The organism is Micromonospora sp. AMSO1212t, from assembly GCF_008868145.1.
In the GTDB taxonomy this organism is placed as follows: Bacteria; Actinomycetota; Actinomycetes; order Mycobacteriales; family Micromonosporaceae; genus Micromonospora; species Micromonospora tulbaghiae.
The window spans coordinates 35,775-54,489 of the sequence record NZ_WBKS01000011.1; the positions used below are offsets into that span (position 1 = coordinate 35,775).

Below are 18,715 nucleotides of genomic sequence, written 5' to 3' on the forward strand. Positions count from 1 at the left end.
GGCCGCGATGGTGGATCCATACCGCTTCCACCGCTGGAAAGGACAGGCCGAGGCCGTGTTCGTCGCCTGGAGAGATCTGAAGTTCGCCAAGGGCCGTTTTGCCCTGATGGGGACCGTCATCGTGTTGATCACCCTGCTGGTCGGGCTGCTGTCCGGGTTGACGGCCGGACTGGGCCAGCAGAACGTCTCGGCCATCACCGGCCTGCCCGCCGACAGGATCGCCTTCCAGGCCCCCGGCGACGGCCAGAGTGTGTCGTACTCCAACTCCACGGTCACCGAGAAGCAGTGGCAGCAGTGGGCCGAGGCCCCCGGAGTCACCGGCGCCGAACCGCTGGGCATCACCACCACCAAGGCCACCGCCGGGGACAGAAGCGCCGGGGTCTCCGCCTTCGGCGTCCGGCCCGGCTCCCGCCTGGCCCCCGACAGCGGCCGGATCGACGGGCGCTCGGCAGTGCTGTCCACCAAGGCCGCCGCCGACCTCGGCGTGCAGGCCGGTGACTCGATCACGCTGGCCGCGCAGCAACTCACAGTGGTTGCCGTACGGGGCGACGCCTCCTTCAGCCACACCCCTGTGGTGTGGACCAGCTTGGACGCGTGGCAGCGGATCGCGCCTCCCACCGGCACCGGTGGCGGCGGCCCGACGGCCACCGTCGTCGCCCTGACCACCACCTCGGGGGCCGATCTGGCGGCCATCGACCGGCAGGCGGGCACCGTGACGGTCTCCGTCGACGACTCGCTGTCCGCGATCGGCTCCTACACCTCCGAGAACGGCTCCCTACAGCTGATGCGCGGCTTCCTGTTCGCCATCTCCGCCCTGGTCATCGGCGCCTTCTTCACCGTCTGGACCATCCAGCGCAGCGGCGACGTCGCCGTGCTCAAGGCACTCGGCGCCTCCACCGCCAACCTCCTCAAGGACGCCCTGGGACAGGCCGTCGTCCTGCTCACCGGCGGCACCCTGCTCGGCACCGGCATCGCCGCCGCCCTCGGCGCCCTGGTCGCCGGATCCGCGGTGCCGTTCCTCCTCACTCCGGCAACCGTCCTCCTCCCCGCGGCCGTGATCGTCATCCTCGGCGCCCTCGGAGCCGCTCTGTCCATCCGCCGCATCACCTCCGTCGACCCGCTGACCGCCCTGGGGAGCGCCCGATGAGCCTGAACCTGACCGACATCACCCTCACCTACCCCGACGGCGAGGGCCGCCTGACCGCCCTCGACCGCGTCACCCTGGACGTGCCCAAGGGCAGCCTGACCGCCGTGATCGGCCCTTCCGGCTCCGGCAAGTCCAGCCTCCTCGCGGTCGCCGCGACCCTCATCACCCCCGACTCCGGCACCGTCACCGTCGACGGCACCCCCACCACCGGAATGATCCGGAGCGAACTCGCCGACCTGCGCCGCCGCAGGATCGGCATCGTGTTCCAGCAGCCCAACCTGCTGCCCTCCCTCACCGCCGCCGAGCAACTTCAGGTCATGGCCCACATCGACGGCCACCCGCCGGCCGCAGCCCGCACCCGCGCCATGGAACTTCTCGACGCGGTCGGCCTCGCCGGCCAGGCCGACCGCCGGCCCCACCAGCTCTCCGGCGGTCAGCGCCAGCGCGTCAACATCGCCCGCGCCCTGATGAACGACCCCACCGTGCTGCTCGTCGACGAACCCACCAGCGCCCTCGACCACGAACGCGGCGCCGCCGTCATCGACCTGATCACCCGCCTGACCCATCAGCAGGCCACCGCCACCGTCCTGGTCACCCACGACCGCGCCCACCTCACCGCCGCCGACCAGGTCGCCGAGGTCCACGACGGCCGTCTCCACCTCCCGGCGCCGGCCCGCTCGGCCTGACCGTGCGCTTCGGCGAACTGTTCTCAACCGTCGACCGGCAGTCACCGGGCGCGCTCGGTCTACGCCTGACGCTCCGCTGCGAGGATGGCGGCGCTGACCTCGTGCACGAATGCCTGGACCTCGTCGAGCCTGCCAGGATCGGTGTCCTGGCCGGAGTCGTACCACCAGTCGCGCGCCCAGACGATCAGGTCCGCCCAACGTGGGAAGGCGGCGATCATCTGCCCGGCGGCCTGCCGCTTGGACAGTTGCCGGCCGTTGCGCAGACGCTGGAAGGCCCGGCAGAGCGTGAGCACCGCGTACGACTGGGCTCCGGGTGGGGTCATCTCGAGCACCCAGGCCGGCCAGTCGCGGACGTGGTCCCGCAGGGCCGCGCGGACGAGGCCGGGTTCGACGGCGGGCAACAGCGCGCCGGCCGGCGGTCCCAGCAGCGTACGGCCGTAGTCGTGCACGGCGGCCCAGGTCACGACGCGGTGGGTGGTGGCGGGCAGCAGGTGCAACGACTCCCCGGGGCTGATCCGGGCGATCACGTGGTTTCGGCCGGGAACGGCGCGCACCGCGTCCAGTGACACGTATTCCACCTCGATCCGGCCGGCCCACCGTGGGTGCCGCCGGTCGAGGTCCGCGTGCAGTTCGGCGAGTACGTCGAGGAGCTTCTCGTCCGGGTCACCGGCGAGCACCGCGAGCAGGTCGAGGTCGCTGCGGTTCACGTCGAAGTCGCCTGCCACGAGGGACCCGTGCAGGTACAGGCCCAGCAGCCTGCCGGCCAGCGCACGGCGCCACGCCTCGCGGAGGTCGGAGAGAACTGTGTCCGGTGAAACCATCAGGTGATCCTGCGCGGTGGATCGCCGCGGGGCCACCGATAAGACCGGCCCACGCCGCGGGTCCGGCGGTGAGGACGACGGCGGCCGGTCAGTTCCAGAAGCTGCTGGTGTTCGCGCCCCACGGCGACGAATCGAGGCGGCTGTCGACCTGGTGTGAGTTCCGGCCGCCGTCGAGCAGGCCGGCGTCCCGGGTGAACCGCGGCATCAGCGCCTGCGCCGCGGGGGTGCCGAAGAGCGCCACCGCGAGGCCTACTTCAGCCGGTTCCAGATCGGGTCGTTCGAGGAGGTCGCCGTGTCGCTCGCGGGCGGCAGCCAGGGCCCGCGTTCCGGCGACGGTACGGAGGGGGAGCGACCACACGGCGATTCCCACGAGAACCACGACGGCCACCAGTCCCTCGGTCACACCGACCACTCCCGCTGCCACCAGCTTCACGAGCAACGCCGGAGGCAGCACCACCAGCAGAATCGGCAGCAGCGTCCGTCGGCCGGGCGTCCGCGCGAGACCTCGCCGGGCCAGGCTCCGCCGCCCGTCGCGGAGCGCTCGCTGTACGCGCTTCTGCCGGCCGAGTTCCCCGGGGCCGACGGATCCGTAGAGGGCGGCGTACAGCGCCCGCTCCAGCGGTTCGCACTCCGGTGGAAGCGACCCTGTCCGGCGGACCCGGCCGGCCCCTGCCGCCAGGACCCCGCGCGCGTTCAACATGGCCAGAGCAGCGACTATCGCTGCCCGGTCACCGCCCTGCAGCAAGCCGATCTCGGTGGCCGCAAGCACGTCCGCGTCACCCATGAGCTCAGGATCAGGGGTACGCGCAACCGCGTCCGCCGGTCGGGCCTATGTGCTCGGCGGGTTGCGGTGCCGATCCGCGAGGCCCGACGCGGCCTGACGCTGCGCATCGTGCCTGTGCTGGTCGGCGCCGGCCTGGCGGACCGCACCCGGGTCCTCGTCCGACGGGCGCCTCGTCCGGTCCCGCCGGGCGACGAAGACGACGAGCGCGAGCACCACCACCGCGGCCACCGCGAGCGACACCACCATCGTTCTCATGCCGTCGACGCTACGGCGTACGCGCCAGCCTCGGCGTGGTGACGGTCAGGGGGCTGCTCCGTCCGCCGCCGGATGGCAAGCTCACGTGTCGTGATCGACGACTTCGCGAAGAGCGGTGGGGACGCGGTACCAAATCCGGACCTCGTGGAGGTCCACCGGTGAGGGCGGTCATCGTCGCGGCCGCTGTCGCGTTCGTCATCTCACTGTTCGGCACGCCGGTGGCGGTTCGCGTCTTCACCGCGCTGAAGGCCGGTCAGCCGATCCGGTCCATCGGGCTCGCCAGCAACGAGAACAAGGTGGGCACGCCCACGATGGGCGGCGTCGTCTTCATCGTGGCGACGGTCCTCGCGTACGTCGCCGGGCACCTCGCCCTGACCACCCTGCCCGAACGGCAGATCGCGCAGGAGGGGCCCACCATGACGGCCCTGGTGCTGCTCGGGTTGTTCGTCTTCTGCGGTGCGGTCGGCTTCTTCGACGACATCCTCAAGGTGCGCCGGCGCAACTCCGACGGGCTGTCGGCCAAGGGCAAGCTGCTCGGCCAGGCGCTGGTCGGTGGCGGGTTCGGCGTGGCCGCGCTGTACGTGCCCAGCACCAACGGCCAGACCGTGGCCAGCGAGCACATCTCGCTCATCCGCGACATCAGCTGGCTGGACGTCGGCAAGGTCGGCGCGGTCATGGTCTTCATCTTCGTGATCACGGCGATGTCGAACGGTGTGAACCTCACCGACGGCCTCGACGGCCTAGCCACCGGCGCGTCGATCCTGGTGCTCGGCGCGTACTCGCTGATCGGTTTCTGGCAGTACCGGCACTGGTGCGCCGACGACGGGTACGCGCGCGTGAACGAGTACTGCTACCAGGTCCGCGATCCCCTGGAGATCGCCATGATCGCGGCAGCCGCGGCCGGCGCCTGCGTGGGTTTCCTGTGGTGGAACACGTCCCCGGCGCGGATCTTCATGGGTGACGTGGGCGCGCTCGGGCTGGGCGGCCTGATCGGCGGGCTCGCGGTGGTGACCCGTACGACGCTGCTCTCGATCCTGATCGGCGGGCTCTTCGTCATCATCACCACGACCTGGGTGATCCAGATCGTCTCGTACCGGACCACCGGACGACGGGTCTTCCGGATGGTGCCGTTGCACCACCACTTCGAGCTGGCCGGGTGGAGCGAGTCCACAATCGTGGTCCGGTTCTGGATCGTGGCCGGCGTCTGCGTCGCGGCCGGCCTGGGCCTGTTCTACTCGGACTTCCTCGCGGCCGTGGGATGACGGCGGAGCGACAGGAGACGCCGGCTCAGGCGGGCCGCTGCCCGGTGCCGTCGCCGCGGAGGTGGTCCAGCTCGGCGAGGTACATCGCCTGCAGGCGGTCGTGGTGCCGGACCAGCAGCCCGATTTCCTCGGCGCTGTAGCCCTCGACGAGCCGTTCCGCCCGTTCGGCGAAACGCTCGTACGGTCGCTCCAGGTCGGCGATCCGCTCCGGTCGCATGGTGACGACGACCCGCCGCCGGTCCGCCGGGTCGCGTTCGGCCGTCACGTAACCCGCCTGCTGCAGCCGGCGGAGCATGCTGGTGACCGCACCGGTGGTGAGGTTGGTCCGCTCGGCGATCTGTCCCGCCGTGGCGGATCCGGCGTCCGCCAGGAAGTCCAGGCATTCCAGGTCGCTCACGGCGAGGCCGAGCCGTTCCGCGATGGCGTACCGCAGCACCGTGGACAGCCGCGACGTCTCCCGCCCGGCGCGCATGAGGTCGGCGATCGCGGAGGCACGGGCCGGATCGTGGGACATGCGGGCAATCATGCCTCCGGCACGGTGACCCGGTGCAGCCGAGGTAGCACGCGGGTCAGCACCCAGTGCGGTGCCGCGGCGCCTCCGGTGAGGCGGCGCATCAGCCTGGCGGCGTCGTCGACGGCGTGGAAGGCGTACGGCACCATCTCGTCCTGGTAGCCGGCGATCGCCTCCTCCACCGGTGTGCCGCTCGCCCGGGCCCCGACCAGCTTGTGGCCGAGCAGGGCGGCGTCGCGCAGCGCGGTGTTGCCGCCGTGGGCGCCGAACGGCGGCATGACGTGTACGGCGTCGCCCATCATCGTCGCCCGGGGCACCGCCCACCGGTGCGGCCGCCGGCCGGTGGCGAACAGGTTGAGCACGGTGGCGTCCAGTTCGGCCGTGTCGACCAGCCGCCGGACGAGCGGGTGGAAGTCGATGCTCATCCGGGCTGCCATGTGCCACAGCGCCCGCAGGTCACCGCGGACGGCGGTGGGCAGTTCGTCCCTCCGGAGCAGCAGCGCCCACATGACGTAGTCGTCGCCGGTGGGGGCGTAGCTGCCGGGTGCCAGGCGCGTGAACGCCTGCCGTGGGCTCTCGCCGAACCGCATGGAGGTGAAGAAGAAGGCACTGCCCGGCCGGTCGGCGATGGACAGGACTCCGCTGGTGCGCAGCGCGTCCGGGATGACGCTCGCGCCGTCGCGCCACAGCGGCGACCGGCCGTAGATGCCCGCCATCGGGGTGTCCGCCGGGTCGGCGTCCGGCATGAGCTGCGCGCGTAGCGCCGAACCCACGCCGTCGGCGCCCACCACGACTGTGGCCGCGGCGGCGCTGCCGTCGGAGAACCGCAGCCGCAGCCCGGCCGGGCCGCCGCTGTCCACGGCGACGGCGGCCTTGCCGTAGTGGATGCGGCCGTCCAGCCCGGACTGGAGGATCGACCGCAGCGTCAGCCGGTCCACCTGGCGGGTCTCGTGCGGATCGTCCTTGAACGTGATCGTGAAGGCGTCCCGCAGCCGCCGGTCGGTGAAGCGCAGGTGCCCGCCGGGCTCGTCGCCGGTGGCCAGCGCCAGCCGGTACAGCGGGCGCGGCAGGCTCTCGCGCAGCGCCGCCAGCCCGTACCGGTCGAGGATGATCCGGTAGCCCTGCCGCCGGACGAAGGGGCCGGGGTCCCGCTCGTAGACGTGCACGTCGATGCCGGCGCGCGTCAGGTACTGAGCCAGGCAGAGGCCGGAGAGTCCGGCGCCGGCGATCGCCACGGAGAAGTCGGTCGATGTACTCATCCAATTACCTTAACCATTAAGATAATTTGGGCAAGGGCGCGCGGAGCACTGTGCACAGTCACTCTGGTTAGATACTCAAGTTGGTTGTATATTCAGCTCATGGGATCTGCTTCGCGTCCCGCGCTACGGGAACCGTCGTACTTCGTCCTCGCCGCCCTGCTCGGTGGGCCGCTCCACGGTTACGCCGTGATCAAGCGGGTGACCGAGCTGTCCGACGGGCGGGTGACCCTCGCCGCCGGATCGCTGTACTCGGTGATCGACCGGCTGCTCGGCGAGGGACTCGTCACCGCCGACGGGGAGGAGATCGTCAACGGGCGTGCCCGTCGCTACTACCGGCTCACCGACGAGGGCTGTCGCGTACTCACCGAAGAGGCCGACCGGCTCGCCCAGGCCGCGCGGGTGGTCATGGACCGCCTGCCACGCCGGCTCACGTCGCAGGCAAGTGCCCGTCAACCTTCTACCGCGAGGATCAGACCAGCATGAGTTCCGATGTTCTGGAGAAGCGCTACCGGATGTTGCTGCGGGCCTACCCGGCCGGCTACCGCCGCGAACGCGCCGACGAGCTGATCGACACGTTGATCGGCGACGAACCGACCAACCGTCGCTGGCCCAGCCTCCGGGAGGCGGCCTCGCTCATCCGGGGCGCCCTGCGGGTACACGGTGGCGGCGCCGCGCCCCGGCCCGTCGCCGTGCTGTTCTGGCAGGGCATCCACCTCGGCGCCCTGGCGGCGCTGGCGCTGGGTGTGCTCATCGGCCTGGACGACATCGTCGAGGCGTTCCAGTACGGCGGACTCTCGGACCCCCTGACCGTCCTGCGCAATCAGGGCGTCCACGAGATCGTGCTGAGCGCGGCGCTGGTAGCGCTCGTCGCGGGCCGTACCCGCACCGCCGCCGTCCTGGCGGTGGCAGCGGCGGTGGTGCCGACCGTGATCTCCCCGTACCTGTTCCTCAACGGCCTGCCGCAGTGGTGGGCGCCGGTCGTCGCCGCGCCCTTGATCGTGCTGGGCCTGCGGCGTCCGGCGGACGTGCCGCCGGCACCCCGGGCGAACGCCGTTCTGGTCACCGCAGGCATCCTCGCCCTGCATCTGATCCCCGCGGGCGGCCTCCGCATGGTCGACGCGGGCCCGCGGATCGTCGCCGCCGTCATGGTGCTCGCCGGGGTGGCCGCCTTCCTGTGGGTGGCGACGGCCGACCAGCGACTGCTGATCGCAGTCGTCCCCACCCTCCTGCTGGGCACGCTGCACCAACTGGACAACGCCGGGTTGACGGAAGAACTGCTGCGCCGGCCCGACGCCCTGCCGTCCCTGGTCGTGGCGGTCCTCATGGCGGTCGTCGCGGTCGTCTCGACCCGGCTGCGGCAGCGCACCCGCGCCTGACCAGTAGGCGCGATCGCCGTACCTCCGATGAAGGTGGAACGAGCGAGTAGCCGGCAGTTCTGGGCGGTCACCGTGCGGCTCCTGGCGGGTGCACGGTGACCGCCCACGGCCGTCAGCCGCAACTGGTCGCCTGCGGTCCGCACTACGGCAAGGTCGAGGCCGTTGCCCATGGGAAACCACCGTCGTTCACTGTAAACAAGTTAACAGTGATCCCCGCGGATCGGTATCGGGCGGATGACCGGCTGTGCAGGTCAGCGGGGATGGCTAGGTTCGCCCAGTGCCCAACATGATTACTGCGGCGTCCGCAGGTACCTGGACGCTCGGCGACCTGACTGTCAACCGGATCGGATTCGGCGCGATGCGCCTGACCGGCAACAATGGTGCGGCGAGCGACCGCGAACGCGTCATCGGCGTGCTGCGCCGGGCGGTCGAACTCGGGGTCAACCACATCGACACGGCGGCGTTCTACTTCTCGCCGCTGCGTTCGGCCAACGAGATCATCAACGCGGCGCTCTCGCCGTACGCCGACGAACTGGTCATCACCACGAAGGTCGGGCCGGGCCGCGACCCCTCCGGAGAGTGGCTGCCGCTGGCCCGGCCCGACCAGCTGCGCGGACAGGTCGAGGAGAACCTGCGCCAGCTCGGCCGTGACCACCTGGACGTCGTCAACCTGCGCCAGAACGGGCTGGAGTCGGTCGCGGAGCACTTCGGCGCGCTGGCCGACCTGCGGGACGCCGGCCTCATCCGGCATCTCGGCCTGTCGAACATCCGCCCGCAGCACCTCGCGCAGGCACAGGCGATCGCCCCGGTGGTCTGCGTGCAGAACCCGTACGGCGTCGACACCCGGCGCGTGCACGACCAGCTCGTGCGCACCTGCGGGGAGCAGGGTGTCGCCTTCGTGCCGTTCTTCGCGATCGCCGGCGACGGACGGGAGGCCGGTGGCGTGGCCACCAACGAGGCGGTGGCGGCCATCGCCCGCGCCCACGGGGCGACGCCCGCGCAGGTGCGGATCGCGTGGACCCTCAGCCGCGGGCCGCACATGCTGGCCATCCCCGGCACGGGCAACCCCGACCATCTGGTCGAGAACCTGGCCGCCGGAGCGCTGCGCCTGTCCCCCGAGGAACTGGCCGGCCTCGACTAGCGGCGCCCTGCCACGAGTCCACGACGCTCGACGGAAGGCCTCACCCCTTGCGGGCAGCGACCAGGTCCCTCTCCGCTCCTCCACCGCGCAGCTCGTGGCTCGTGGCCAGAGGACTCGTCCCCGAACGCGGCCCTCGCCGCGTCCTGGCCGTCGCGACCTTCGTCAACATGGTCGGGATCGGCGTCTTCATGACCAGTGCCGTGCTCTTCTTCACCCGCTCGGTCGGGCTTCCCCTCGCGCAGGTGGCCCTGGGCATGGGCGCCGCGGCACTCGTCGGGATGCTCGCCGGGATCCCGACGGGGCATCTCGCCGATCGACGGGGCCCGCGCGAGATCTACCTGCTGACCCTGGTCGTCCGAGCGACCACCACGGCCGCCCTCGTCTTCGTCCACACGTTCTGGCCGTTCGTCGTCCTGGTCTGCCTCAACCAGCTCGCCCAATCAGCAGGCGGGGCGTCACGCGGCCCGCTGGTGCGCGGCTTCGGCGGCACGAACCTGGCCGGGTTCCGCGCCTACCTCCGTTCGGTCGCCAACCTCGCCGGAGCCTGCGGGGCCCTCGTGGCCGGCGCCGCTGTGCAACTGGACACCCGCGCCGCCTACCTGACCCTGATCGTCGGCAACGCCGTCAGCTTCGTGGCGTGCGCCGCCGTCATCACCCGGCTGCCCTCACTGCCGCCCGTTGCGGTACCCCACATGACCGGACGCTGGGTCGCACTGAGGGACAAGCCGTACCTGGCGTTCACCGTGCTCGACGCCGTGATGGGCATTCAGGGCCAGGTACTGGTCTTCGCGCTGCCGGTGTGGATCATCTCGCGTACCGACGCGCCGCGCTGGTTCGTCGGGGCGGCCGTACTCGTCAACACCGCCCTCGTGGCGGCGCTCCAGGTCAGGGCGAGCCGGGGGATCGACACCGGCCCGGCCGCCGGCCGGGCCATGCGTCGCTCCGGGTCGGCGTTCCTGGTCGGGATGGCCCTGATCGCCGCCACGTCGACGATGCCCGGATGGCTCGCCGTGACGGTGATGACGCTGGGAGTCGCCGCACACACGGTGGGCGAGCTGTGGCACACGGCCGGCTCGCTCGAGGTGCAGTTCCGGCTCGCACCCTCGCACGCGCAAGGCCAGTACACGGGAGTCGCCGGGCTCGGCACAGGGCTGGCCAACGTCGCCGCCCCTTCCGTCCTGGGCCTGCTCTGCATCGTGTGGGGCGCCCCCGGCTGGCTGCTGATGGGTGCCGTCTTCGTCGCGGTCGGCCTGGTCGCCCCGGCTGTCGTCCGATGGGGCGAACGGACTCGTCCGGACCTGGCGGAAGCCGTCTAGCTCGGCGGCCTCGTCGCATCGTCACGGTCCGTCCCGCGCCACCGACCGCCGCCGGTCCGCAGCGGGCCGGGGGTACGGGGCGGTCAGCGCTTGGCGACGGTGAGCAGCACAGCGGAGTCTTCGAGCGCCTCCAGCGTGTGCCGACGGTCGGGCACGATCAGCAGATCGCCGGGCGCGCCGTCCCAGGAGGTCTCGCCGGCGCCGAGCCGGACCCGGCCGTGCAGGACGTGGACCGTGGCCTCACCCGGGTTCTCGTGCTCGCCGAGCATCTGGCCGGCGGTCAGCGCGATCACCGTCTGTCGGAGTCTGTGCTCGTGACCGCCGTAGACGGTGGAGCTGCTGCGGCCGTTGGAGGAGGCGTGCGCGAGCTTCAGCTGCTCGCGGGCCAGTGCGGTCAGGGATGACTTCTGCATGGGGTGTCCCGTCCTCTCGTCGTACCGGTTCTCCCGAGCCGCCCGGCCCGCTCGGATCGACTTTGGCATACCGGAGCGGCCCACCGGTCTACACGGTCGGGCCGGACCGTGCCACGGCGAGTAGGCCATGAACCGGACAGCGCTACGCGACGACGGCTGATGCCAGCAATGCGGCGGTGGGAAGTGCGAGGAGTCCGTCGTCGCCTCGATAAGCTGCTGTCAGCTTGTCGTACGTCTCCCGAATGCGAACGATCATCTCCGGCGGCTGGCTCTCCATCAGCATCCCCAGGGCTCCGATGCCGTTGGCCGGACCGCTCCACCAGTCCTCGGGATCGGTGCGATGCACCCAGGTGATGGTGTCGCATTGCACGCCGCCGAGTCCCACATCGGCCAGCAGGGTCGTCAGGCCCTCCGCGGTCCGCGGGAAGTCCCTAGCCGGGTCGACCTTGTGCATCACGACCGGACGTCTACCGCCCGCGGCATCGAAGATCTGTCCCCAGAGCTGCTGAAGTGGTGGCAGCGGGTAGGGCCAGATCGTCACGGCGATGCGGCTACCCGGCCGCACTACCCGTCGAAGCTCTCGGAGCGCGGCGGCCGGGTGTCCGACGTGGTTCATCACGAAGTTCGCCACCGCCGCGTCGAAGCACCGATCCGGGAACGGCAGGTCGGGCAGGGCTCCCTGGTGCACCGCCCCGGCCTCAGCAAGCCGTCGGCGCGCAAGGTCCACCATGCTGGGCTCGGCATCAACCGCTGTGACAAGTGCATCGCGGCCGCACGCCAGCGCCGCGACAGTTCCCGGTCCGGTTCCGACATCGAGCACCCTGCTGCCGGCTTCGACGCCGGCGGCGTCCAAGAGAGCGCCTGCGGTGAAGGCGCAGAGCGGGGCGAAGCTCCGTTCGTACGCCGCTGATCGTCCTGCCCACCGGGACCGCTCGTGGTCATCGAAAGTCGTCGCCGTCGCCAACGTCCCCCCTGAAGATTGCAGCGTCTGGAGCTAGCCGTGCCGGACCCAGAATTGCCATCCCTCGGGTGCTGGGGGCCAAGACGGGTCCGGACGCCAGCCCTGCGGTGGCACCCAACCGGGCGGGGGCGAAGGCCACGTTGGTGGCGTGACGAACCGCCACTGCGGAGCAGGTGTGGCCGGTTGTGCGGGTGTCGTCACGGTTTCGGCTGCCGCCTTCACTCCGTTGGCCGTCGGAGGCGATTCCAGCCAGGCGTTCGAGAGTTCGCTTGCCTTGCACATGTTGACAGCGACGTCGGCCTTGACCCTGTTCCCTTTCAGCACTGCTCGGGCGGCGACTATCAGCCCCATGCCTCGAAGGTGCGTAAGCACCGGCAGCGTCTCGGTCGACATGACGGGGCTGAGGGTCCCCGCCACCTCGCCGTTGATCCTGACCTCGACGAGGGTTCGGGTGGAGCGGGCTCGCTGGACTTCGACCTCGTGGAGGGTGACGTAGACCCATGACTCACCCGCCGGGCTCACCAGCGAGGCGAGGTGAGCCATGTGCTTCTCCTCGCCGGTGACCTGGACGAACCGGCCGGTGGGGAGAACCGTGTGCAGCTCCAGCGGAGGCATGTTCGTCGGCACGATCATGTGGGGCTCGGCGAGATCGATTCTGACCGAGCAGACGAACCTGCTGCGGCGAGGGTTGTCCCAGTCCGGCCGCTCCATGCCCCACACGTCGGCTTGGACCTGAGGTGTCCAACCCTGATCGATCAGCTGCGTGAGGACCGGTGCGTACCGGGCTGCATCCCCCTTCGGGAGGTAGCCGACGCAGTTGCCGGAGCAGACGACCTTGACGGCGTTGGGGTCGTACTTGTTGGTCGGCTCGGGCATGAGGTGGGCCCGGGTGGTGATCTCGGTGCCGTCCGGGTCGAAGGATCGCCCGAAGAGCGCCCGGATCTCCTTGCTGTAGTTGGATTCTCCTGCCACCTCTTGACCGCGCCACCCACGCTGGCCCCACAAGTCAAACGGTCTGATCACCGTGGCACGCTATCGCGGATGCTCTCCGCAACCGTCATCCGTTTGGCTCAGCTCTTTGTCGGCTGGCTGACGCGCTGCCGGGCCTGTAGCGGCTGTCTGATCGGAGCTGTCTGGCGACGGTCCCGAGGACGAGGGCGGAACCTGCAAGTGAGGTGCCCTGAATCGAGAGCAGGCGGGCACAACTGTTCCCGTACCACTACACGGTCGGCACCACCATCGGGGTGCCGGTGACCGGGTTCGGCATCACCACGCTGGGCAGACCGAAGACCTCCCGCATGAGGTCGGCGTCCACCACGTCGGCCGGCGGCCCCTGCGCGACGACCCGGCCGGCCTTCATCGCCACGATGTGATCGGCGAACCGGCACGCCTGGTTGATGTCGTGCAGCACCGCGACGACCGTGCGTCCCTCGTCGCGCAGCCGCGCGAACAGTGCCAGCAGCTCGTACTGGTGCGTGATGTCCAGGAAAGTGGTGGGCTCGTCCAGCAGCAGGTACGGCGTCTCCTGCGCCAGCACCATGGCGATCCAGACGCGTTGCCGCTGGCCGCCGGAGAGTTCCTCGACGGGCCGCTCGGCCAGGTCGGTGACGCCGGCAACCGCCATGGCCGACCGGACGGCCTCCTCGTCGGCGGCGGTGCCGGTGCCGAGCAGGGACTGGTGCGGGTAGCGGCCCCGGGCGACGAGCCGCCGGACGACGATGTTCTCCGGCGCGACGAGGCCCTGCGGCAGGAAGCCGACCTGGCGGGCGAACGGCTTCGGCCGGTGCTCGGCGACGTCCCGGCCGTCCAGGCGTACCGCGCCCGACGCCGGCGTGAGCAGCCGGACCATGGCCTTCAGCAGCGTCGACTTCCCGCATGCGTTGGGTCCGACGATCGCCGTGAACGCGCCGTCCGGCACGGCCAGGCTGACTCCCGTCGACACCACCCGCTCGCCGTAGCCGAGCGTGACGTCCTCCGCGATCAGACGACTGGTCACCGCCGTTTCACCTCCATGCCGAGCAGCCAGATCAGATAGCAACCGCCGATCGCCGTGGTGACCACCCCGACCGGCAGGGCGACCGGCGCGAGCAGCATCTGCGCGACGAGGTCGGCGGCCAGCAGCAGCACCGCGCCGGTCAGCGCCGCCGGCACCAGTGGGACACCCGCGGCCCGCGCGAGCCGCCGGCCGATCTGGGGCGCGGCGAGCGCGATGAACACGACCGGCCCGGCCACCGCTGTCACCGTCGCGGTGCAGCCCACCCCGGCCAGGACCAGCAGCAGGCGGAGCCGGCCCAGGCGTACGCCTGTGGTGCGCGCGATCTCGTCGCCCAGCGCCGCCTGGTGCATGGCGTGCGAGACCACGACGAGCAGCAGGACGAACAGGCCGATGACGACGAACGGGAGCCGCACCTCGGCCCAGTCGACGCCGTTGAGCGAGCCGGCGTTCCACCCGGTCGCGGCGAGCGCCACGTCGATCTCGGCCCGCAGCACGATCCAGGAGTTCAGCGCGGTCAGCATCGCGTTGACGGCGATGCCGATGACCACCAGCCGGACGCCGCTGAGCCCGGAGTCCAGCGACAGCAGGTAGATGAGGGCGGCGGCGAGCAGCCCGCCCGCCACCGACCCGGCCGCGAGCTGCCCGGCGGTGCCGTTCAGCAGTGTGATCGCCACCAGCGCCCCGGTGTACGCGCCCGCGTCGAGCCCGATCACGTCGGGGCTGCCCAGCGCGTTGCGGGTCAGGTTCTGGAAGACCGCCCCGGCCAGTCCGAGCGAGGCCCCGAAGATCAGCGCCGCGACCACCCGGGGGAGCCGCCACTCCCGGATCACGAATCCCGCGTCGCCTCCCCGGAACAGGGCGTCGAACACCTCGGCCGGTGTCGCCCACTGCGGCCCGTGGCTCAGGGCCAGCAGGGCGAGCGCCGCCGCTGCCGTGACGAGCCCGGCCGAGACGACAGCCGTGCGCCGTTCGATCTGGACCAGGAACCGTCCCGTCCGCAGCGTCACAGTGCTCACAGCGCCGCCGCCCCGTAGCGGCGGACGGCCCAGATCAGCACCGGAGCGCCCAGGAACGCCGTGACGATCGACACCGGGACCTCGCCCGTGGGCAGCAGGATCCGCGAGCCGACATCCGCGAGGAGCAGCAGGATCGGGCCGAGCAGCACCGAGTACGCCATGATCCATGGAATCGAGTCGACTGCGAGCCGCCGCGCCAGGTGCGGCACCATCAGCCCGACGAACGCGATCGGGCCGGCCACCGCGGTGGCGACACCGGTGAGCACCGTGACGAGCACCAGGACGGTGATCCGAGTCCGGGTCACGTGAGCGCCGATCGCGTGGGCCACGTCCTCGCCGAGGGCGAGCGCGTTCAACGGCCGGGTCGCGGCCATCGCGGCGACCAGGGCGACCACAGTCACCAGCACGGGCAGCACCAGCGGCGTCCGCTCGGCGCCGGCCAGCGCCCCGACCGACCAGAACCGGTACCTGTCGAAGACGTCGGGGAAGCCCAGTCGCAGGCCGAGTGAGACGCCCATCAGCACCCAGCTCAGCGCGACACCGGCCAGGACCAGCCGCAGCGGCGAGGTCCGTCCGACCGCGTAGACGGCGACAGCGGCGAGCGCGGATCCGGCCACCGCGAGCACGAGCTGGCCCGCTTGCGACCCGGCGACGCCAACCAGCACGCCCAGGTTGATCGCGAAGCCGGCCCCGGCGGTCACGCCGAGGATGCCGGGCTCCGCCAGCGGGTTGCGGGTCAGCGTCTGGATCAACACCCCGGCCGCGCCGAGGGCGGCGCCGACGCAGACGCCGAGGATCGTCCGGGGCAGCCGGATGTCGCGTACGACGAGGTGGTCGGTCGTGGCCGCGAAGTCGGTGAGCGCCCGCCACACCTCGACCGGCGCGACCGGCCGCGCGCCCACGGCCATGCTCGCGCCCGCCGCGACGACCAGCAGCGCGACGGACACGAGCAGGAACGCCACCCGCCGGGACAGGTCAGTCTTCAAGCCCGGCGACTCCGCGCTTCCAGTACCCGGTGATCAGCGAGTCGAGGCGGCCGGCGCTCCAGGCACGCAGCGGCTTGATGTCGCCGGCCTCGCCGGCGGCGAAGAGGAACGTCCGCCCGGCCGGCAGCCGCAGCGACGTCACCTGCCGCGCGAGCGTGGACCCGGTGGCCCCGCGTACCAGCCACGCCACCGTCACCCCGTCGCGCGCGGCCAGCGGATAGTCCCGCTCGGCCGGGTCGTCGACCTCGGCGACCACGTGCGCCGACACGTCGGCCGGCGACTCCTCCAGCCAGCGTGCCACGGCCGGCAGGGCGGTGGCGTCGACGGCGAAGACGTAGTGGTCGTAGCTGTGCGGGAACGCCTTCGCCCCGGGCGGGCCGGCGATCGTCACCTCGTCGCCCACCGCCGCCGCCTCCGCCCACGCCGACGCGACGCCGCCTTCGTGCAGCACGAAGTCCAGGTCGATCTCGCCGGCGGCGGGATCGTGGCGGCGCACCGTGTACTTGCGGGTGGTCGGCAGCGGGCGCGGCCAGTCGAGCATGCCCCGCCCGTCCGGGACGGGGTCGCGGCGGGTGCCGTCCGGGTCGGGGAAGACGAGCTTGACGTGGTCGTCCGCCTGGTAGGTGTGGAAGCCGGCGAGGGCCGGGCCGCCGAGGGTCAGCCGCAGCATGCGCGGGGTCAGCCGCCGCCGGGCGACGACCCGGACCCGGCGTACCCCGATCGGGTAGCCGATCCGGACCGTGCCACTGCCTGCGCGGTGGTGGGCGGCGACCCGGCCCGCCGGGTCGTGGCGATCGATCATCGGTTCAGCAGCGGCGCGAATGCCTTGTCGATCGAGTCGAGCGTCCTGAGGGCCGACTCGTACGTGGCCGCCTCCGTGTACTGCAGCCCGAACACCCGGCCCGCCTGGACCGCCGGCAGGTTCTTCCACAGCGCGGAGTCGAGCACCTGCTGCACCGCCTCGGCGGGCGTGCCGTCGGGCTGGAGCGTGTACGTGATCGCGTCGGCCTCGCCGAGGCTCTTCGGCAGCTCCTCGATCGCCGGGTACTCGGTGACGTCGAGCCCGCCGCCGCCCTTCTCCTTGACCTCGCCGTAGTAGGTCACGCCCGCGTCCTGGGCGATGTTGGTGCCCCACGACCCGGCGAACTCGCGGTGGAAGGTGCCCTTGGCGATCTCGCCGTAGCTGCCCACGTGCCCGAACCTCAGGCCCGCGAGGGCGGTGCCGTACTTGTCCTTCAGCTCCGCGGCCTTCTTGTCGTACGCCTGCTTGGCCGCCTCGAAGTTCGCCCCGCGACCGGCGGCGTCGGACTGCCGGCGGGACAGCTCGCGCCACGCGGCGGGCGTGGTGGGGCCGATCGCGACGACCGGCGCGATGCTCTCCAGCCGCTTCATGTCGAGGCTGCCGAGGGCCGGCTTCGGCACCCCGATCACGATGAGGTCCGGCTTCGCCGCGGCGACGGCCTCGTAGTTGGTCTCGGCGGCGGCCTCGCCGGCGACCTTCGGCAGCCGCTCGTAGGTGGCCCGGTCCTCCTCGGTCATCAGCGCAAGGCCGCGCTTCCAACTGGAGATCCCCACCAGGGCGGCGTCCGCCTCGATCAGGACCGGCACCGCGTAGCCGGTGGCGACGACGCGCTTGGGGTCGGCCGGGATCGTGATCTCACCGTTGTCGGCGGCGAAGACGCGGGTCGCGGCGTCGCCGGACTCGGCGGCGGCGTCGCCGCCGTCGGAGCCGCAACCGGTGACCACGGCGAGCGTCACCGCGGCGGCGGCGATCACGCGCCAGTGCTGTCGTACGGACATGTGCCAGTTCCTTCGGGGTCTCAACACAGAGGTGCAGCCCCGCTGGGCTGCAGAGCTTAGGCTAGCCTTACTCGCGCGGGCGGAATGTCGCCCAGAGGTCAACCGATGTCGGGGAGAGGTCATAGCGTGATGGTCACCGGCCCGATCACGGCGGATCCGGTCAGCTGCGAGGAGTTCGGCTACGGTCTCGGCCGCCCGGACGGCATCCTCGTCCTGCGCTACCGGTCGGTGACCCGGCTGGCGTTCGCCGAGAACCGCGAGGACTTCCTGCACCAGTTCTACTGGTCCCCCGACGGTCTGCTCTCCGCCCGCCACGGTCCGCACACGACCTTCCTCGGACCGGACGAGGTCTTCTGGGTGCACCGGGGCGTCATCCACGAGGTGCACGCGGCGGACCGGCAGACGGTGTACCGCATCTGCCTGCGCGAGGTGCCCGCCGCCCTCGACGGGCTGCGGGCCGGCGTCGCCGCCATCGACGCCGAGGCCGCTGGGCTCGTCCTGGCACTGACCACCCCGGGGTACGACGAACGCGACGCCCCCGCCGCCCGCAGCCGCGTCATGGCCGGGCTCGCTCCCCGATCCGGCCCCGACGACCGGCAGCCCGGCGGTACGGGCGTCGCGGTGGCGGTCGCCACGGCACTGGCCCGCGACCCGGGTGACACCACAGGGCTCGCCGAGTGGGCGGACCGCCTGCACGTCAGCGTCAAGACGCTGCAACGCGACTTCGACCGCGAGTTCGGCATGTCGTACTCGCAGTGGCGCACGAAGCTGCGCCTGCGCGCGTCGCTGGCGCTGCTGGAGACCCGGCCGGTCGGTGAGGTCGCCCGCCGGATCGGGTACGCCAGCCCGTCCGCGTTCATCTCCGCCTTCGCCCGGGAGTACGGCTACACGCCCGGTCGCGCCGCCGCGATGCGGCGTACCGCCGACATCCCCGCGCCCCGCGCGGCGCGAACCTCCTGATCAGCCCGCCGGAACGGTGGCGCTG

21 protein-coding genes are annotated in these 18,715 nt (G+C 71.6%); 8 read left to right on the forward strand and 13 right to left on the reverse strand.

What is annotated here, in order from left to right; all coding sequences use genetic code 11:
- The first annotated feature begins 7 nt into the window (after nucleotides 1-7).
- Both F8279_RS05320 and F8279_RS05325 read left to right on the forward strand, forming a co-directional pair.
- The gene (locus tag F8279_RS05320; protein ID WP_225853141.1) at nucleotides 8-1,147 is read left to right on the forward strand and encodes an ABC transporter permease; all 1,140 of its coding nucleotides are present in this window, start codon (nucleotides 8-10) and stop codon (nucleotides 1,145-1,147) included.
- Nucleotides 1,144-1,833, forward strand: coding sequence for an ABC transporter ATP-binding protein (locus F8279_RS05325; RefSeq protein ID WP_151499268.1), 690 nt, complete (start codon nucleotides 1,144-1,146; stop codon nucleotides 1,831-1,833). Before F8279_RS05320 ends, F8279_RS05325 begins: the two co-directional genes overlap by 4 nt.
- A gap of 59 nt (nucleotides 1,834-1,892) precedes the next feature.
- Here F8279_RS05325 and F8279_RS05330 read toward each other — a convergent pair whose 3' ends face one another.
- The 3 genes from F8279_RS05330 to F8279_RS05340 form a co-directional block, all read right to left on the reverse strand.
- On the reverse strand, nucleotides 1,893-2,654 hold the full coding sequence (locus F8279_RS05330; protein ID WP_151499269.1) for an aminoglycoside adenylyltransferase domain-containing protein: 762 nt from the start codon (nucleotides 2,652-2,654) through the stop codon (nucleotides 1,893-1,895).
- 88 nt (nucleotides 2,655-2,742) lie between these two features.
- A complete protein-coding gene (locus F8279_RS05335) occupies nucleotides 2,743-3,438 on the reverse strand; it encodes a TIGR04222 domain-containing membrane protein (RefSeq protein WP_091427839.1) in 696 nt (231 codons plus the stop codon).
- Nucleotides 3,439-3,483: 45 nt separating this feature from the next.
- Nucleotides 3,484-3,693 (reverse strand): hypothetical protein, encoded by a 210-nt coding sequence (locus F8279_RS05340; RefSeq protein WP_091427840.1) that lies wholly within the window; start codon nucleotides 3,691-3,693, stop codon nucleotides 3,484-3,486.
- 158 nt (nucleotides 3,694-3,851) lie between these two features.
- Between F8279_RS05340 and mraY the strand changes: the two genes are divergently transcribed.
- Complete coding sequence (gene mraY / locus F8279_RS05345) at nucleotides 3,852-4,955, forward strand: phospho-N-acetylmuramoyl-pentapeptide-transferase (RefSeq protein WP_151499270.1); 1,104 nt, start codon at nucleotides 3,852-3,854, stop codon at nucleotides 4,953-4,955.
- 25 nt (nucleotides 4,956-4,980) lie between these two features.
- Here mraY and F8279_RS05350 read toward each other — a convergent pair whose 3' ends face one another.
- Both F8279_RS05350 and F8279_RS05355 read right to left on the reverse strand, forming a co-directional pair.
- Complete coding sequence (locus F8279_RS05350) at nucleotides 4,981-5,469, reverse strand: MarR family transcriptional regulator (RefSeq protein WP_225853142.1); 489 nt, start codon at nucleotides 5,467-5,469, stop codon at nucleotides 4,981-4,983.
- Nucleotides 5,470-5,477: 8 nt separating this feature from the next.
- Nucleotides 5,478-6,725, reverse strand: coding sequence for an NAD(P)/FAD-dependent oxidoreductase (locus F8279_RS05355; RefSeq protein WP_151499272.1), 1,248 nt, complete (start codon nucleotides 6,723-6,725; stop codon nucleotides 5,478-5,480).
- A 99-nt stretch (nucleotides 6,726-6,824) separates the two neighbouring features.
- Here F8279_RS05355 and F8279_RS05360 point away from each other — a divergent pair, with 99 nt between their 5' ends.
- From F8279_RS05360 to F8279_RS05375, 4 genes are all read left to right on the forward strand, one after another.
- Nucleotides 6,825-7,208, forward strand: a complete 384-nt coding sequence (locus F8279_RS05360) for a PadR family transcriptional regulator (protein ID WP_151499273.1) — start codon at nucleotides 6,825-6,827, stop codon at nucleotides 7,206-7,208.
- Nucleotides 7,205-8,101, forward strand: a complete 897-nt coding sequence (locus tag F8279_RS05365) for a hypothetical protein (RefSeq protein WP_151499274.1) — start codon at nucleotides 7,205-7,207, stop codon at nucleotides 8,099-8,101. The genes F8279_RS05360 and F8279_RS05365 overlap by 4 nt, the downstream gene beginning before the upstream one ends.
- A gap of 286 nt (nucleotides 8,102-8,387) precedes the next feature.
- Nucleotides 8,388-9,242: an aldo/keto reductase gene (locus F8279_RS05370; protein WP_151499301.1), complete on the forward strand. Its 855-nt coding sequence runs from the start codon at nucleotides 8,388-8,390 to the stop codon at nucleotides 9,240-9,242.
- Between the two features lie 101 nt (nucleotides 9,243-9,343).
- Nucleotides 9,344-10,558, forward strand: a complete 1,215-nt coding sequence (locus F8279_RS05375; RefSeq protein WP_225853143.1) for an MFS transporter — start codon at nucleotides 9,344-9,346, stop codon at nucleotides 10,556-10,558.
- Between the two features lie 83 nt (nucleotides 10,559-10,641).
- On the opposite strand, the gene F8279_RS05380 is transcribed toward F8279_RS05375, so the two are convergent.
- The 8 genes from F8279_RS05380 to F8279_RS05415 form a co-directional block, all read right to left on the reverse strand.
- Nucleotides 10,642-10,971: a cupin domain-containing protein gene (locus F8279_RS05380; RefSeq protein WP_091427849.1), complete on the reverse strand. Its 330-nt coding sequence runs from the start codon at nucleotides 10,969-10,971 to the stop codon at nucleotides 10,642-10,644.
- Nucleotides 10,972-11,113: 142 nt separating this feature from the next.
- Nucleotides 11,114-11,824, reverse strand: a complete 711-nt coding sequence (locus tag F8279_RS05385; protein WP_208577760.1) for a class I SAM-dependent methyltransferase — start codon at nucleotides 11,822-11,824, stop codon at nucleotides 11,114-11,116.
- A 141-nt stretch (nucleotides 11,825-11,965) separates the two neighbouring features.
- Nucleotides 11,966-12,955: an HIRAN domain-containing protein gene (locus F8279_RS05390; protein WP_151499276.1), complete on the reverse strand. Its 990-nt coding sequence runs from the start codon at nucleotides 12,953-12,955 to the stop codon at nucleotides 11,966-11,968.
- 196 nt (nucleotides 12,956-13,151) lie between these two features.
- A complete protein-coding gene (locus F8279_RS05395; RefSeq protein WP_091427854.1) occupies nucleotides 13,152-13,928 on the reverse strand; it encodes an ABC transporter ATP-binding protein in 777 nt (258 codons plus the stop codon).
- Nucleotides 13,925-14,944, reverse strand: a complete 1,020-nt coding sequence (locus F8279_RS05400) for an iron chelate uptake ABC transporter family permease subunit (protein ID WP_175438910.1) — start codon at nucleotides 14,942-14,944, stop codon at nucleotides 13,925-13,927. The genes F8279_RS05395 and F8279_RS05400 overlap by 4 nt, the downstream gene beginning before the upstream one ends.
- Complete coding sequence (locus F8279_RS30510; protein ID WP_151499278.1) at nucleotides 14,941-15,930, reverse strand: iron ABC transporter permease; 990 nt, start codon at nucleotides 15,928-15,930, stop codon at nucleotides 14,941-14,943. Before F8279_RS30510 ends, F8279_RS05400 begins: the two co-directional genes overlap by 4 nt.
- Nucleotides 15,920-16,732, reverse strand: a complete 813-nt coding sequence (locus F8279_RS05410; RefSeq protein ID WP_151499279.1) for a siderophore-interacting protein — start codon at nucleotides 16,730-16,732, stop codon at nucleotides 15,920-15,922. The genes F8279_RS30510 and F8279_RS05410 overlap by 11 nt, the downstream gene beginning before the upstream one ends.
- Entirely contained in the window at nucleotides 16,729-17,730 is a 1,002-nt protein-coding gene (locus F8279_RS05415; protein ID WP_151499280.1) for an ABC transporter substrate-binding protein, read from the reverse strand. Before F8279_RS05415 ends, F8279_RS05410 begins: the two co-directional genes overlap by 4 nt.
- A 129-nt stretch (nucleotides 17,731-17,859) precedes the next feature.
- Between F8279_RS05415 and F8279_RS05420 the strand changes: the two genes are divergently transcribed.
- Nucleotides 17,860-18,690, forward strand: coding sequence for an AraC family transcriptional regulator (locus F8279_RS05420; RefSeq protein ID WP_225853150.1), 831 nt, complete (start codon nucleotides 17,860-17,862; stop codon nucleotides 18,688-18,690).
- The last annotated feature ends 25 nt before the right edge of the window (nucleotides 18,691-18,715 follow it).